Source organism: Streptomyces sp. DSM 42067, assembly GCF_055792885.1.
In genome coordinates this window covers 1,263,350-1,278,920 of sequence record NZ_CM147706.1, presented here as the reverse complement: position 1 = coordinate 1,278,920, position 15,571 = coordinate 1,263,350, and the positions used below count along the sequence as shown (strand labels likewise).

Sequence of the window (15,571 nt, the reverse complement as noted above, 5' to 3'; positions counted from 1 at the left end):
GCGGCACGCGTGCTCTGGCGTCGTGAGCGGAACGGGCCGCGGAGCGTTCGCCGATCGTGCACCGGTCCAAGGCGCGCCGCGTGAGCAGACCCTTCAGCCCTCGTCGGCCCGCCACGCTCTGATGACCTCGTTCGTCGTCGTGACCCGCGCCAGCAGGGACAGGGTGTTGTCGATGACCGCGTCGGCGTAGGCCCGCGGGTAGCCGGCCACGGCGTCGCGGGGGAGGACCACCTGGTAGCCGGCGTTGACCGCGTCCATGACCAGGTTCGTGATCGCGACATTCACGGAGACGCCGACCGGGACGATCGTGCGTACGCCCATGTTCCGCAGTACGGCGTCGAGTTCGGTCCCGCCCATCGGGCCGACGCCGTGCAGGCGTCCCAGGACGATGTCGCCGGGCTCCGGTCCGAATTCCGGGAGGAGCGAGCCGCCGGGACTGTCGGGGGCGAGGTCGAGGGCCGGTGACACCTTGAAGAGGCGGGCGTTGGTGTTGCCGCCGAGACCGTCCGGCCTGCGGTGCATGAGGCAGTGGAGGACGCGGGCGCCGGCGGTGCGGGCTGCGGGCAGCAGCCTGGCGATCTCGGGGACGGCCGTCCGGCGGGCTTCGTCGGCGAGCGCTGCCAGCCTCGCCTGGGGTCCCATGACGGCGCCTTGGCATTCCTGGGTGACGACGGCTGTGTGGCCGGGGTCGAGGAGGCCGGCGGGCAGTGGTGACGGTGGTGTGGGCATGGCCCCACCGTACTTCAATCCTTGCTTTGATATATATCTTTGCCTGATACTGTCGGCCGGAGTGAGCGACTGACGCATGTTCGGCAAGACGCGGACCGATCGGGATCGGAGAGTGTCGTGACTGCGGTGAGCAAGGAAGCCGGGGTGGCCCCGGAGATCGAGGCCGGGAGGCTCGTCGAGATCTTCACCATCGCCTCGAAGATCAAGATCTATGACGAGACGTACCAGGCGACCATGAAGGCCGGAAAGATCGGCGGCATGTACTACTCGCCGCGCGGCCAGGAGATCATCCCGGCCTCGTTCGCGGCCGTGCTGGAGCCCAGCGACTACGTGCTGACGATCTACCGGGGCGTCCACGACCAGATCGCCAAGGGGGTGCCGCTCAGGGACCTGACCGCCGAGTTCTTCGGCCGGGCCACCGGCACCTGCAAGGGCAAGGGCGGGCCGATGCACGTCACCGACGTCTCGGCCGGGCTCATCCTCACGACCGGCGTCGTCGGCTCCGGGCTGCCGATCGCCGCCGGGGTCGCGCTCTCCGCGAAGATGCGCGGCACCGGCCAGGTCGCCGTCGTCAACTTCGGTGACGGCGCGTCCAACATCGGCGCCTTCCACGAGGCCCTCAACCTCGCCTCGCTGTGGAGCCTGCCGGTCGTCTTCGTCTGCCAGAACAACCAGTACGCCGAGTACACCCGCTACGCCCTCGGCACCTCCGTCGACCGGATCGCCGACCGGGGTGCCGCCTACTCCATGCGCGCCCTGCACGTCGACGGCAACGACCCGGCCGAGATGTACGCGGCCGCGCGCACTGCCGTCGACGCCGCGCGCGAAGGCGGCGGACCCACGCTCATCGAGGCGATGACGTACCGCTTCAACGGCCACAGCATCGGCGATTCCATGCCCTACATCCCGGCGGAGGAGCTGCGCGAGGCCGTCGAGGCCGACCCCGTCGTCCGGCTCCGCGCCGACCTGATCGCCGCCGGAACCCTCACCGAGGAGGGGGCCGCCGCCATCGAGGACGAACTGCGCCGCGAGATCGACGAGGCCTTCGCCTACGCCCTCGACCAGCCCCTGCCCGACCCGTCCGACCTCACCACCGACGTCTACGCAGAGGGAGTGGCCCTGTGACCGCCGACGCCACGGCCAAGCCGACGGAGCGTACACTGACCCAGCTCGAGGCCATCCGCGAGGCCCTCGACACCGCCCTCAGCCTCGACGACACAGTCTTCGCGCTCGGCGAGGACATCCAGGACCCGGGCGGCGGCGGCTTCGGTATCCACAAGGGGCTCAGCACCCGGCACGGCCTGGACCGCGTCCGTCCCACCCCGATATCCGAGCAGGCCATCATGGGCACGGCGATCGGCGCCGCGATCACCGGGATGCGGCCCGTCGCCGAGATCATGCTGATGAACTTCCTCTCCGTCTGCGCCGACCAGCTCGTCAACCACGCCGCCAAGCTGCGCTACATGTCAGGTGGCCAGACCAATGTGCCGATCACCGTACGCACCGTCACCGGCGCAGGCGGCGGCTTCGGCGCCCAGCACTCCGACATGCTGGAGAGCCCGCTCACCCACACCCCCGGACTGAAGGTCGTGGTCCCGTCCACGCCCGCCGACGCCAAGGGGCTGCTGCTCAGCTCGATCTTCGACGACGACCCGGTCGTCTTCGTCGAGATGCACCATCTCTACTTCTCGCTCAAGGGCCACGTACCCGAGGGCGACGTACGCGTCCCGCTCGGCAAGGCACGCACCGCCCGCTCAGGGACCGACGTCACGCTCGTCTCCTGGGGCCGGCAGGTGCACGATTGCCTCGCCGTCGCCGAGACGCTGGCCGCCGACGGCATCAGCGCCGAAGTCCTCGACCTGCGCAGCCTCGTCCCGCTCGACACCGAGGCGCTGCTTTCCTCCGTGGCCCGCACCGGCCGCGCCGTCATCGTCCACGAGGCTGTCCGCCGCAGCGGCTACGGCGCCGAGCTCGCCGCCACCATCAACGAGGAGCTGTTCGGCCGGCTCGTCGCCCCCGTCCGCCGGGTCGCCTCGGCCAACACCCCCGTGCCGTACGCGAAACCGCTGGAGGCCGCGTACATGCCGTCCCGCGAGGCCATCGAGGCGACGGTGCGCAAGCTCTTCGGGTGAGGGGAGACGGGGAGAGGGGGCATGGGGGAGCGGATCGGGAGGTTGCCCGCCTACCCCGAGGACCAGGCTGTCAAGTGCGCTGTCCGGTTTGGCGAATTCGTCGTCCTGCACAGCAGCCGCACCCGCGAACGGGCATCAACCCGCTCGCGGTCGCCGAGCACGGGGTCACCGTCGTCGCCGCGCTGATGGTGACCACCGTCCGCTCGTTTCCTGACACTCGCGGCAGAGAGGACCGGAGATGGAGTACGAGACGATCCGCCTCGATCGGCGTGGCCGCACCGCCTGCGTCACGCTCGACCGCCCGGAGAAGCTCAACGCGATCAACCACCGGATGATCGACGAGCTGGACCACGCCTACCGCACCATCGAGGACGACCCCGACATCTGGACCTACATCGTCACCGGTGCGGGCGATCGGGCCCTGTGCGCCGGGGCGGACGTGGGTGTCATCCCCGACAGCAGCCGCCCGGGCCAGGACACCCGCGGTGAAGCCCTGCTCGGCTCCTTCTGGCAGTGGGACGCGCCGCAGGAGGCCACCGCGCCGTACCTGCGCATGACCAAGCCGATGATCTGCGCCGTCAACGGCCTCGCCGCCGGTGCCGGACTCGACCTGATCACGACAGCCGACATCGCCATCGCCGCCGAGCACGCCACCTTCTTCGACCCGCACGTCAGCATCGGCGTGTCCAGCGGACGGGAGGCCGTCCGGCTGGCCCGCCTCCTGCCGCTGGGCGTGGCGATGCGCGTCGCCCTGACCGGCAAGCACGAACGGCTCAGCGCCGAACGCGCCTACCAGCTCGGCCTGGTCAGTGAACTCGTCCCAGCCGAAGGTCTGTTGGAGCGCGCCTGGGAGATCGCCGAGCTCGTCAACCGCAATGCCCCGCTCGCCGTCCGCGGCACCCGGCTCGCCGTCCGCAAGGGCCTCGCCCTGCCCGTCTACGAGGCGGAACTGCTCGCCGAGAGCTACCGGCTGCGCGTCGCCGCCACCGAGGACGCCGAGGAGGGACCCCGCGCCTTCCTGGAGAAACGTGACCCGGAGTGGAAGGCGCGCTGACGCACCCCGCCTCGCCCCGGCCTGTTGAAGTGGAGATGACCTGTGGACGGACCCGATCGGACGGACGCCGGCGACGACACCGAGCCGACCCTGCCGCAGCTGCTGCGCCTGCGCGCCCGGCAGCATGGCACCAAGAAGTTCCTGGTCTGCGACGACGACGTCCTGACCTACGCGGACGCCGACCGTCGCTCGCACCGCCTCGCCCGCGCCCTGCTCGCCGCCGGCGTCGGACACGGCACCCACGTCGGGCTCCTCCACGCCAACGGCTCCGCCTTCGCCGTCGCCGCCTTCGCGGTCGCCCGGATCGGCGCGGTGGCCCTGCCGCTCAGCACCTTGTCGACCCCGCACGAGCTGCGCTCGCTGCTGCGTGACGCCGACGTCCACACGCTGCTGGCCGCCGCGTCCTACCGCTCGCACGACTACGTCGCGGATGTCCGGGCCGCCGTTCCCGAGGCCGACCCGCACACCACGCAGGCCGTGATCTCGCCGACCGTCCCGACCCTGCGACAGGTCCATTTCGCAGAACAGAACGTGTATGCAGGGCTGGACGGTTCAGCGCCCGACGAGGTCCTGACAGCCGCCGAGGAGGCGGTACGCCCCGCCGACCGGCTCGTCATCGTTCACACCTCCGGCTCGACCAGCGCCCCCAAGGGCGTCATCCACTGCCACGGCCCGCTCCTGCGCCACCTGGCCGACATCAACCGGATCCGCAGCTACAACGCGTCCGAAGTCCTCTTCTCCAACAGTCCGTTCTTCTGGATCGGCGGCTACGCGGCCAACCTCCTCGCCACCCTGGAGGCGGGCGCCACCCTGCTCTGCTCCACCGCCCGCGACCCCGCCGATACCCTCGACCTGCTGGAGCGGGAGCGGCCGACGCTGCTCAACGGCTACCCGCAGTCCGCCGCCGCCCTCGCCCGGCACCCCAGCTTCCCCGGCCGCGACCTCTCCTCGATCCGGCGCGGCAACCTCTACCCGATCATGCCGGAGCCCGTGCGCCCAGCAGACCCCGGCCTGCGCCACCAGCTCTTCGGTATGACGGAGACCGGCAGCATCTGTCTGCTCAGCGACGACGAGACGGACCAGCCCGAACAGCGGCGGGGTTCCTTCGGCCGCCCGGCCCCCGGCCTCGAGGCCCTTGTCCGCGACCCCGCCGCCGGACGGCCGTGCGCGCCGGGCGAGACCGGTGAGCTGCTGCTGCGCGGCCCGTCCCTGATGGAGGGCTACTACGGCCGCGAACGCCACGAGGTCTTCGAGCCGGACGGCTGGTTCAACACCGGCGACCTCTTCTCCCGCGACGTGGACGACTTCCTCTACTTCCACGGCCGCGCCGGTGACCTGATCAAGACGAGCGGCGCCAACGTCTCCCCGCAGGAGGTGGCGGAAGCCATCGCCGACCTGACCGGGCTCACCGCGCACGTCCTCGGCATCGACGACCCCGAGCGCGGCCAGCTCGTCGCAGCCGCGCTGGTCAGCCCGGACGGTGATCCTGCGGACGTCGGCGCCCTGCGCAGCGCGCTGGGCGGCCGGCTCTCCCCGTACAAGATCCCGAAGCGGATCCGGGTCCTGGCGCCCGACGAGGTACCGCTGAAGTCCAGCGGGAAGCTCGACGCCCCAGCCCTGCGCGCCCTCCTCGCCAAGGGAGAGGACCACGATGCCTGACACCCCGCTCACCGTCCCCGCGCTGCTCACCGAGCGGGCGCGCACGGCCGGCGACGCGACGGCCCTGGTGCGCGACGACGACCGCATCACCTGGTCCGAGCTGGAGCGGGACAGTCGCGCCGCCGCGCAGCGGCTGCTCGCGGCCGGGGTCGGCAAGGGCGACCGGGTCGCGCTCCTGCTCCCGGACGGGCCCGGCTGGGCCACCGCCGCCATGGCCGTCGCGCGCATCGGCGCCGTCCTCGTCCCGCTGAGCACGCTGCTGCGCCCGCCGGAGCTCCTCGCCCAGCTGCGCACGGCGGCCGTCCGTGCCCTCATCACCGTGCCCGGCTACCGGGGTCGCCGCTACCTCGATGACCTGGAGGAGGCCCTGCCCGGCGTCCGTGAACGCGTGGCCTCGGGGCAACTCCACCCTGGGATCCCGTCGTTGCGGCATATCCAGCTCTGGGACGGCGAACCCGGCCAGGGGCCCGCATACCCGGAACCGGCCGTCCGCCCGGCCGACGACCTCGTCGTCCTGTTCACCTCCGGCAGCCGGGGCACCCCGAAGGGCACCGTCCACACCCACGGCAGCGCCCTGCGCGCCGTCGCCGCCGGACTCGGTGCCCGCTGTGTCCGCCCCGGCGAGCGGCTCTACATTCCGATGCCCTTCTTCTGGGCCGGCGGCCTTGCGGGCGGGCTGCTCACCGCCCTGGTCGCGGGCGCCACCCTGCTCACCGAGGAGTCGCCCGGCCCCGAGCGGACGCTCGCCTTTCTCGAACGTGAGCGGGTGACGCTGTTCCGCGGCTGGCCGCAGCAGGGGACCAGGCTCGCGGCGCATCCGTCGTACGACCCCGCCCGCCTGCCCGGGCTGCGGCCCGGCAGCCTGGACGCCGTCCTGCCGCCCGCCCTGCGCGCCGAACCCGGCGCCCGCGCCAACCTGTTCGGGATGAGCGAGACCTTCGGCCCGTACAGCGGCCACCCCCTCGACACCGACCTGCCGGGCTCGGCGCGCGGCAGCTGCGGCCGCCCGTTCGCCGGGGTGGAGGTGGCCGTCGCGGACCCGTCGAGCGGACGCCGCCTGCCCGCCGGGCACAGCGGCGAGATCCTATTGCGCGGGCCGAACGTCATGCGCGCCATCACCGGCCGCGAACGCTGCGACGTGTTCACCGCCGACAGCTACTACCCCACCGGCGACCTGGGCCGTCTCGACGCCGAGGGCTTCCTCTGGTACGAGGGCCGGCTGGACGACATGTTCAAGGTGAGCGGCGCGACCGTCTACCCGGCCGAGGTGGAGCGCGCGTTGCGAACGTGCCCGGGTGTCGAAGACGTCCATGTGACAGGCATCGACGCCGGCGGGGACCCGGAGGTGGGGGCGGTGGTGGTGGGCAAGGGCCTTGAGGCGACTGGCCTTGCGGCGCAGGCCCGCGCCCGGCTGAGCTCCTTCAAGGTCCCGACGCGCTGGCTGCTCCTGCGGTCGGCCGGCGAAGTGCCCCGGCTGGCCTCGGACAAGCCGGACCTGGCGGCACTGCGCCGGCGCCTCGCGGACGAGGGGACACAGCTCCGCCGCCGCTGAACAGGACCGCGCGGAAGCGTACTTGCACGCATCCAGAATGCTATCTATCTTATAGAAGATAGCTAACAGTCTGGAGGGTGAGGGGACCGGTGGCCACGTACGAGACGATCACCTACGACACGGACTATCTCGCCAAGGTGGCCACGGTCACCCTCAATCGCCCCGACGCGCTCAACGCGTTCGACCGCACCATGTGTCACGAGATCGCCGACGCCTGGCAGCGGCTCCGCAAGGACACCAAGATCCACGCGATCGTCCTGCGGGCAGCCGGTGACCGGGCATTCAGCGCCGGACTGGACGTCAAGAAGGAGTACGGCCAGCCCGACGACGTCTGGAGCCACGACGACCCCGGCGAGCTGATCAGCCCCAAGTGGCAGAAGCTCTGGAAGCCAGTCGTCTGCGCCGTGCACGGCATCTGCACCGCCGGCGCCTTCTACTTCGTCAACGAGTCCGACATCGTCATCTGCTCCGAGGACGCCACCTTCTTCGACTCGCACGTCAGCGCCGGCATGGTCTCCGCCATCGAACCCGTCGGCCTGATCCGCAAGATCGGGCTCGGGCAGACCTTGCGGATGGCGCTCCTCGGCAACGACGAGCGCGTCTCCGCCCCGACCGCGCTCGCCATGGGCCTGGTCACCGAGGTCGTGGGCCGGGCCGTGCTCTGGGAGCGGGCCTTCGAGCTCGCGAGCCTCATCGCGGCCAAGCCGTCCGCCGCCACGCAGGGCACCGTCCGCGCCATCTGGGAATCCCTCGACCGCCCCTACCGGGCCGCCATGGACCAGAACCTGATGTACACCCGGCTCGGCAACCCGATCGGGCAGGCCGAGGTCGGCGGGCGCGCGCCGCACGTAGCGAACCCGGCGGTGCGCTGATGGGTGCCGGCCGTCATGCCCTCGCGCGACGAGTCGCCGAGGCCGTCTCCGCCGAACCAGGCCGCCGGGCCATCGAGTTCGACGGCGTCTGGCACACCTGGGCGGAACTCGCGGCTGCCATGGATGGGATCGACGGTGTCATCGACCGGTTCGCCCCGGGGGATGCTTCCGGCGTGGGCGTACTCGTCCGCAACACCCCCGTGCACATCGCCCTCCTCCTCGCCGTCGTGCGGCGCGGCGGCTGCCTGGTCGTGATCAACCCGGCGCGGGGTGCGGACGACGTCCGCGCGGAGATCGCCGGGCTGGGCCTGCCTCTCGTCCTCGGCACGGGCGACGATCTGGCACCGCTCGCCGACGTCCCCGGCCCCACCGCCCTGTGCGCGATCGACAGGCTCGGCGCCGAACCGGAGCTCCGCCGCGCCCCGACCGGCCCGGCCGGCGACCCGCGCGGCCTCCTCGGCGTGGCCGTCCGGATGCTCACCAGCGGCACCACTGGCCCGCCCAAACGCATCAGCCTCACCTACGACGCCCTGCTGGCGACCGTGGGACCGTCCGGGGACAGCCGTCCCCGCCGGCCCGCGCGCGGGACCGCGATCGTCAACTCCCCGCTCGCGCACATCGGCGGCGTCTACCGCGTCCTGCAGAACGTCCTGGCCCAGCGCCCCTTCGTCTTCCTGCGCAAGTTCGAGGTCGACGCCTGGCTGCGGGCCGTGCGCACCCACCGGCCCCGGACCGCGAGCCTCGTCCCGGCCGCCTTGCGCATGGTCCTGGAGGCCGACCCCGACCCCGCCGATCTCGCGAGCCTGCGCGCCGTCACCTCCGGCACCGCCCCGCTCTCCCCGGACGACGCCGACGAGTTCACCGCACGCTTCGGCGTCCCGGTCCTCACCTCCTACGCCGCCACCGAGTTCGCGGGCGGCGTCGCGGGCTGGACCTTGCCCGACTGGGAGCGGCACTGGCGGGACAAGCGCGGCAGTGCGGGCCGCGCCCAGCCGGGGTGCGCCCTGCGCATCGTGGACGAGGACGGCAAGGAGCTGACGGAGCCCGACGCGCAAGGGCTGCTGGAGGTACGCCCCGCGCACCACGGCCCGGACGGCGACTGGCTGCACACCAACGACCTCGCCCGGATCGACGCCGACGGTTTCCTCTACATCCTCGGCCGGGTCGACGGTGCCATCAACCGCGGCGGCTTCAAGGTGCTGCCCGACCGCGTCCGGGCGGCGCTGGAGCGTCATCCGGACGTGCGCGGCGCCGTCGTTCTCGGGGTTCCGGACGCGCGCCTGGGGGAGGCGCCCGTCGCCCTGCTCGAACCCCGCCCGGGCGTGGCGGCGGACGCGTCCGCCATAGGCCGCGAGGTCGCCGCCACGCTGGCCGGCTACGAACGGCCCACCCAGCTGTACTTCGTCCCCGAGCTCCCGCGCACCGCCTCCGGCAAGGTCGACCTGCGCGCGGCCCGCGACCTGTTCACCGCCGTGCGCGACCGGGACGGCACCGCGCCCGCCTGGCACTGGCCCAGCCGCTGGGACTTCGGCCTCGCCCCGCTCCCGCAGACCGTCGAGTTCGCCGAGGCGGCGCGCTCGCTCACGGAGGCCGTGCTCGCGCTCGACGCCCCGTCCCCGCGCCTCGACCGTCTGCTGGCGGAGATCCGGTACGCCGACCGCGAACTGCGCGCGCACACCGCCGTCACCCCGCGCGTACGGACCGGACCGCACGCCGACGACCCGGCGCTCCGCCCCTACCTCGACCACTCGGTCCATATCGGCGCGTACAACCCGGCCTTCCCGGTCTACGACATCACCCGGCTCGACGCGGAACTGGCGGAGGGCAAGGTGCGTTTCTCGCCGGTCCATGAAGGGCCGCCCGGATACGTCCACGGCGGATTCCTCGCCGTCTTCTTCGACTCCGTCATCGCCCACCACAGTTCGGAGGCCGGCGCGGCCGGAAAGACGAAGGAAATCTCCGTGCGGTATTTTCGGCCCACCCCGCTAGGCGAGGAACTCGACTTCGCCGTCGAACGCCGCCCGGACGGGCGCGAGATCAGCTTCGAGGCGGCGCTGTCCGGACCGGACGGGCTGCTGTGCAGGGCGAGGGCGCGGGCGGTCGCGGGCAGCCGGGACGGACTGCCCCGGGTCGGTCGGCGGCAGTCCTGATGACACCCCCTTTCCGTAGTAAGGTAGAAAAGATAAGAGAGGTGACGGGCGTGGCAACAGGAATGGCGCGGCGCTGACCCACCGGGGGCCGGTGACGGCCCGAATGCGCTCAATCGGAGGCGTTTATGCGTCAGTTGCGGCAACCCAGGCTGGCAGAGATCGTCGCGTCACGGTTGCGTGAGGACATTCTGAGCGGACGCCTCAAAGAGGGTGATCTCCTCGGCAACCAGGAGACCCTCTTCAACGAGTACCAGGTCAGCCTCCCCGCCCTGCGCGAGGCGATGCGCATCCTGGAGACCGACGGTCTCATCACTGTGCGCCGCGGCAACGTAGGTGGCGCGGTCGTCCATGCTCCGTCCCCGCAGCGCGCCGCCCAGATGATCGCGATGGTGCTGCAGAACCGCTCGGCCTCCCCGTCCGCGGTCAGTGTCGCGCTGCGCTACATCGAGCCGATCTGCGCCCGGCTCTGCGCCGAGCGGGAGGACCGCGAGGAGGCCGTCGTGCCCGCCCTGCGCGAGCTCATCGAGGAACAGCGCGCCTCCATCGGCGACATCGACACCTACCTGCAGCACTCCGGCCGGTTCCACAGCGGCCTAGTCGCTCTGTGCGGCAACGAGCCGCTCATCGTGGTGATCGGCGCGCTGGAGAGCATCTGGTCCGCCCACGAGTCGCAGGTCTGGCAGGACGCCGCCGAGGGCGTCGACGCCGAGTACGATCCGTCGTCCCCGCTGGCCTCCAAGACGGTACGCGCCGCGCTCCGCGCCCACGAGCGGCTCGTCGACGCCATCGAGAAGGGCGACGCCGACAAGGCCGCCTCCATCGCCTCGGCCCACCTGAGCGCCGCCCACACCAACACCCTCACCTCCGGCGGCCAGGAGACGATCGTGGCGAACCGGCTGAGCGAGGCGGGCTGAGGCCGTCCGCCCTCGAGGCGCGCCGATTTGTGCAGGCCCCGCCGGTCCAGTGGTGACCGGCGGGGCCTTCCCGTTGTCTTGACGGCACTTCGCTATACATGATCTGATTCAATCATTGTAAAGAAAGAGTGGATCGCGACAGCGGGGTGGACCCGTGGAGAGCGAGGCTCGCGTGGCACGACTGGACGGCAAGGTCGCCTTCATCACCGGCGTGGCACGCGGCCAGGGGCGCAGCCACGCCCTGCGGCTCGCGGCGGAAGGCGCGGACATCGTCGGCATCGACATCTGCGCCGACATCCCCTCCAACGGCTACGCCCTCGCCACCCCCGAGGACCTCGCCGAAACCGTCGACCTGGTGAAAGCCCGCGGCAGGCGGATGCTCGGCACGGTCGCCGACGTACGCGATCACGCACAGGTCGAGGCGGCCGTCGCAGCCGGCGTAGCGGAGTTCGGACGTCTCGACATCGTCTGCGCCAACGCAGGCATCGCCCCGATGTCGCGTCCCGGGCTCACCCCCGACGAGGAACTCCGGCAGTGGCAGGACGTCGTCGACGTCAACCTCACCGGGGTGTACCACACCACCCGCGCCGCCGTCCCCCACCTCGTCGAGGGCGGGCGGGGCGGTTCCGTCATCCTCATCAGCTCCTCGGCCGGTCTGCGCGGCTTCGGCGGGACGGAGGGCGGCGGACTCGGCTACTCGGCGGCCAAGCACGGGCTTGTCGGCATCATGCGCAGCCTGGCCAATGCCCTCGCCGAGCACCGCATCCGCGTCAACACGATCCATCCGACGGCTGTGCGCACCACGATGGCCGTCAACCCCGCCCTGGCCGCGTGGCTGGAGAGCAACCCGAGCGGCGGGCACCACCTCCAGAATCCCATGCCCGTCGAGATGCTCGAACCCGGCGACATCAGCGCGGCCGTCGCCTTCCTCGCCTCCGACGAAGCCCAGTGGATCACCGGCGTGACCCTCCCCGTCGACGCGGGCTTCGCCAACAAGGTCTGACCGCGGCCGCCCAGCAGGGATGCGCGCAGCCGCTCGCCACCCCGACAGACAGGAGAACGTGACCATGACCGGACGGGTCCAGGGCAAGCGGGTCCTCATCACCGGGGCCGCCCGCGGGCAAGGCCGCAGTCACGCCGTACGGCTCGCCGAGGAAGGGGCCGACGTCGTCCTCGTCGACATCTGCCAGTCCTTCCCCGAGCTGGAGTACCCGCTCGCCACCGAGGCCGAGCTGCGGGAGACCGCCCGGCTGGTGGAGAAGACCGGACGGCGGGCCGTCACCCGCGTCGCCGACGTACGCGACGCCGCCGCGCTGAAGCAGGCCGTCGACGAGGGCGCCGCGGAACTCGGCGGCCTGGACGCGGCCGTCGCCAACGCCGGCGTCATCACCGTCGGCACCTGGGACGCCACCACCGAGGAGCAGTGGCGTCTCATCCTGGACGTGAACCTGCTCGGCGCCTGGAACACCTGCACCGCCGCTCTGCCGCACCTGCTCGAACACGGCGGCAGCCTGATCAACATCAGCTCTGCCGCCGGCATCAAGGGCAGCCCGCTCGCCACCCCCTACACCGCCTCCAAGCATGCCATTTACGGCATGAGCCTCTCCCTGGCCAACGAGCTGGCGGAGAAGAGTATCCGCGTCAACACCGTCCATCCGACGGGCGTGATGACCGGCATGCAACCCGCGTCCCTGCATGCCATCCTCCGCGACCGCCCCGAACTCGGCGCGATCTACCAGAACGCCCTGCCCGTCCCGGCCGTGGACTCCCTCGACATCAGCCACGCCGTCCTCTACCTCGTCTCCGACGAGTCCCGCTACGTCACAGGAATGCAGTTCAAGATCGACGCGGGCGTCACGATCCGATAGGGGGCAGGCGGATGACCGTGCAGACGGCGAGCGAACTGCCCGACGGCGCACCCCTGATCGGGACCGACCGGATCACCCACACCTCCGGCGGCACGATCGACCACATCCAGCCCGCCACCGGCCGGCCCAACGCCCGCCTCGCGCTGGCCGGCGAGCGCGAGGTCGACGCCGCTGTGCGGGCGGGCGCCGAGGCGCAGCGCGAGTGGTCTTCGTATCCCGTCGACAAACGCCGTGACCTGCTGCTGGGGCTGGCCGACGCGGTCGCGGAGCACGCGGAGGAGCTGAGCAGGCTCAACGTCCACGACTACGGAGTGCCCATCTCCCGGGCGGGCCACGGCGCGCTCCTGGAGCGTTTTCTGCGCTACTACGCGGGTCACGCCGACAAGGCGCACGGCCTGAGCACGCCCGTCGCGGGGTCGTTCGACGTGAACCTGGTCGAGCGGGAACCCTACGGGACCGTCGGGGTCATCACGCCCTGGAACGGACCGCTGGTCGTCATCGCGCTCGCCGTGGCGCCGGCGCTCGCGGCGGGCAACGCGGTGGTACTGAAACCGGCCGAGATCTCCCCCTTCGCGCCGTTGCGGTTCGGCGAGCTGTGCCTGGCCGCCGGACTGCCGTCCGGGCTGGTCAACGTCCTGCCGGCCGGGCCGGAAGGCGGCCAGGCGCTCGTCGGGCACTCCGGCATCGACAAGATCCACTTCACGGGGGGAGGCGACACCGCACGGAAGATCCTCACCGGTGCCGCCCGGCACCTGACCCCCGTCGCCACCGAACTCGGCGGAAAGTCCGCCTACCTCGTCTTCGCCGACGCGGACCTCGACACCGCCGCCCATCTCGCCGCGGAGCAGGGGCCGATCACCCAGTCCGGGCAGAGCTGCGCCTGCGCGAGCAGGATTCTCGTCCAGGACACCGTCTACGAGGAATTCCTCACCACGTTCCTCGACTGCGTCGGCCGGGCTCGGATCGGGGATCCCTTCGATCCCCGGACCGCCTTCGGCCCCGTTGTGAGCCAGGCCGCCGCCGACCGCATCCTCGACGTGATCCGGCGCGCCGTCGAGGAGAAGTCGGGCGAGCTGGTCACCGGGGGAGCCCGCGTCGGTGGTGACCTCGCCGAGGGCTACTACATCGAACCGACCGTCTTCCGGGACGTGCCGAGCCGCAGCGCACTGGCGCAGGCCGAGACGTTCGGCCCCGTCGTCTCGGTCCTCCCCTTCCACGACGAGGAGGAGGCCGTCCGGATCGCGAACGACACCACGTACGGACTCAACGCCTTCGTGCAGACCCGCGACCTGACCCGCGCGCACCGGCTCGCCCGCGGCCTGCAGGCCGGCTCGGTATGGATCAACCAGTACAGCGACCTCGAGCCGCAGAGCCCCTACGGCGGCTACAAACAGAGCGGCTCGGGCCGGGCCGGCGGCGCCGAGGGGCTGTACGAGTTTCTTCAGGTCAAGAACGTGCGCATCGGGATGCGGGGCTGACGGAGGCGGATACGGACGGGCCCCGCGGCGATCCAGCCGCGGGGCCCCTTTCCTGCGATGTCAGGCCGGTGCGCCGAAGGTCTTCGTCTCCAGGTACTCCTCCATGCCTGCGATGCCGCCCTCGCGGCCGAGGCCCGACTGGCGGTAGCCGCAGAAGGGGACGTCGGGGTGGAAGTAGCGGCCGCCGTTGATGCCGAAGCTGCCGGTGCGGATGCGGCGGGCGGCGGCCAGGGCCCGGTCCTGGTCGACGGCGAAGACGGAACCGGACAGGCCGTAGCGGGAGTTGTCGGCCGGCTGGACCGCCTAGGCGCTGCCGCGGCTGCCCGCGTCACGGGAACCGCAGCAGCGCCTCCTGCGCGTACGAGGCGAGCAGCATTCCGTCGTCCCGGAGGACGTCACCGCGGCCGAAGCAGCGGCCGTGGGCATGGATCGGCGCATGCTGACGCAGCAGCAGCCAGCGGTCCGCCGGCACGGCGCGATGGAACCAGACGGTGTGCGAGGTGGTCGCCGCGGACAGCGCCGCGTGCGCCGTCGACTGGCCGATCCCGGGCACCGGCCGCAGCGCGGTTCCCACCAGGGTGAGGTCGGTGGCGTACGCGATCAGTGCGGGCGCGAGCGCCGGGTCCCCGGCCGGGAGGCGCATCCACAGCTCCAGCTCGGGCGGCCCCACCTCGGGCGAGTCCAGGTCGGCGGTGAGGCGGCACTCCCAGGGCAGGAGGGGGATCTTGGCCTCCGTGCCAGGCCCCGGCAGCGGCGGCACGGGCGGTACGTCCTGGCGCTCCGGCCCGCCCTCGTCCGCGTGCAGGGTGACAGACGCGAAGGCGCACGGGCCCTGCTCCTGGCGGGCGGTCACCGCGCAGGTGGCGAAGGTGGCCCCGGAGCGCAGGACGTCCGCCTCGTACCGGACCGGCTCGCCGGTGCGGCCCGTCCGCAGGAACTGCTGGTGGACGGATTTCACGCGCTTGCCGGGGCAGGCGAGCTCGGCCGCGCGGACCGCCTGGCCGAGCAACTGTCCACCGAACAGGCGGAACAGGGCGGGCGAGGCGAGGTTGGGTGCGCTGTACGCCGACGCGGCGCCGTCCGCCGGACGCAGGTCGAGGCAGGCGAGCAGGTCGTCCCAGGTGACAGTCATCGTGGCCTTCCAGAAGGGGGTGGCAGCCGGG

At 71.9% G+C, this 15,571-nt stretch carries 13 protein-coding genes and 1 pseudogene; 11 read left to right on the top strand and 3 right to left on the bottom strand.

The genetic code is table 11. The annotated features are described in order from the left end of the window. Positions 1 to 93: 93 nt before the first annotated feature. A complete protein-coding gene (locus ACSMXV_RS06135) occupies positions 94 to 729 on the bottom strand; it encodes a cysteine hydrolase family protein (protein WP_473176686.1) in 636 nt (211 codons plus the stop codon). Positions 730 to 846: 117 nt separating this feature from the next. Here ACSMXV_RS06135 and ACSMXV_RS06130 point away from each other — a divergent pair, with 117 nt between their 5' ends. From ACSMXV_RS06130 to ACSMXV_RS06080, 11 genes are all read left to right on the top strand, one after another. Next, on the top strand, positions 847 to 1,854 hold the full coding sequence (locus tag ACSMXV_RS06130) for a thiamine pyrophosphate-dependent dehydrogenase E1 component subunit alpha (protein WP_473176685.1): 1,008 nt from the start codon (positions 847 to 849) through the stop codon (positions 1,852 to 1,854). Continuing rightward, positions 1,851 to 2,861 (top strand): alpha-ketoacid dehydrogenase subunit beta, encoded by a 1,011-nt coding sequence (locus tag ACSMXV_RS06125; protein ID WP_473176684.1) that lies wholly within the window; start codon positions 1,851 to 1,853, stop codon positions 2,859 to 2,861. The genes ACSMXV_RS06130 and ACSMXV_RS06125 overlap by 4 nt, the downstream gene beginning before the upstream one ends. 238 nt (positions 2,862 to 3,099) lie before the next feature. Next, positions 3,100 to 3,915 carry an enoyl-CoA hydratase/isomerase family protein gene (locus tag ACSMXV_RS06120; protein WP_473176683.1) on the top strand — a complete coding sequence of 272 codons (816 nt, stop codon included), beginning with the start codon at positions 3,100 to 3,102 and terminating at the stop codon, positions 3,913 to 3,915. A 42-nt stretch (positions 3,916 to 3,957) separates the two neighbouring features. Further along, the gene (locus tag ACSMXV_RS06115) at positions 3,958 to 5,574 is read left to right on the top strand and encodes a class I adenylate-forming enzyme family protein (protein ID WP_473176682.1); all 1,617 of its coding nucleotides are present in this window, start codon (positions 3,958 to 3,960) and stop codon (positions 5,572 to 5,574) included. Further along, a complete protein-coding gene (locus tag ACSMXV_RS06110) occupies positions 5,567 to 7,126 on the top strand; it encodes a class I adenylate-forming enzyme family protein (RefSeq protein WP_473176681.1) in 1,560 nt (519 codons plus the stop codon). Before ACSMXV_RS06115 ends, ACSMXV_RS06110 begins: the two co-directional genes overlap by 8 nt. 77 nt (positions 7,127 to 7,203) lie before the next feature. Then, complete coding sequence (locus ACSMXV_RS06105; protein ID WP_473176680.1) at positions 7,204 to 7,998, top strand: enoyl-CoA hydratase/isomerase family protein; 795 nt, start codon at positions 7,204 to 7,206, stop codon at positions 7,996 to 7,998. After that, positions 7,998 to 10,148, top strand: a complete 2,151-nt coding sequence (locus tag ACSMXV_RS06100) for an AMP-binding protein (protein ID WP_473176679.1) — start codon at positions 7,998 to 8,000, stop codon at positions 10,146 to 10,148. Before ACSMXV_RS06105 ends, ACSMXV_RS06100 begins: the two co-directional genes overlap by 1 nt. A gap of 125 nt (positions 10,149 to 10,273) precedes the next feature. Beyond that, positions 10,274 to 11,062, top strand: a complete 789-nt coding sequence (locus tag ACSMXV_RS06095) for a FadR/GntR family transcriptional regulator (protein WP_473176678.1) — start codon at positions 10,274 to 10,276, stop codon at positions 11,060 to 11,062. A 172-nt stretch (positions 11,063 to 11,234) separates the two neighbouring features. Beyond that, positions 11,235 to 12,065, top strand: a complete 831-nt coding sequence (locus tag ACSMXV_RS06090) for a mycofactocin-coupled SDR family oxidoreductase (RefSeq protein WP_473176677.1) — start codon at positions 11,235 to 11,237, stop codon at positions 12,063 to 12,065. 64 nt (positions 12,066 to 12,129) lie between these two features. Continuing rightward, positions 12,130 to 12,930 carry a mycofactocin-coupled SDR family oxidoreductase gene (locus ACSMXV_RS06085; RefSeq protein WP_473176676.1) on the top strand — a complete coding sequence of 267 codons (801 nt, stop codon included), beginning with the start codon at positions 12,130 to 12,132 and terminating at the stop codon, positions 12,928 to 12,930. 11 nt (positions 12,931 to 12,941) lie between these two features. Further along, on the top strand, positions 12,942 to 14,408 hold the full coding sequence (locus ACSMXV_RS06080; RefSeq protein WP_473176675.1) for an aldehyde dehydrogenase family protein: 1,467 nt from the start codon (positions 12,942 to 12,944) through the stop codon (positions 14,406 to 14,408). Positions 14,409 to 14,468: 60 nt separating this feature from the next. Here the strand turns inward: ACSMXV_RS06080 and ACSMXV_RS06075 are convergent. Together ACSMXV_RS06075 and ACSMXV_RS06070 are read right to left on the bottom strand one after the other, a co-directional pair. Further along, positions 14,469 to 14,699, bottom strand: a pseudogene (locus ACSMXV_RS06075) (aldehyde dehydrogenase family protein); the annotation flags it as partial. Positions 14,700 to 14,736: 37 nt separating this feature from the next. Further along, a complete protein-coding gene (locus ACSMXV_RS06070) occupies positions 14,737 to 15,540 on the bottom strand; it encodes an acyl-CoA thioesterase (RefSeq protein ID WP_473176674.1) in 804 nt (267 codons plus the stop codon). Positions 15,541 to 15,571: the final 31 nt, after the last annotated feature.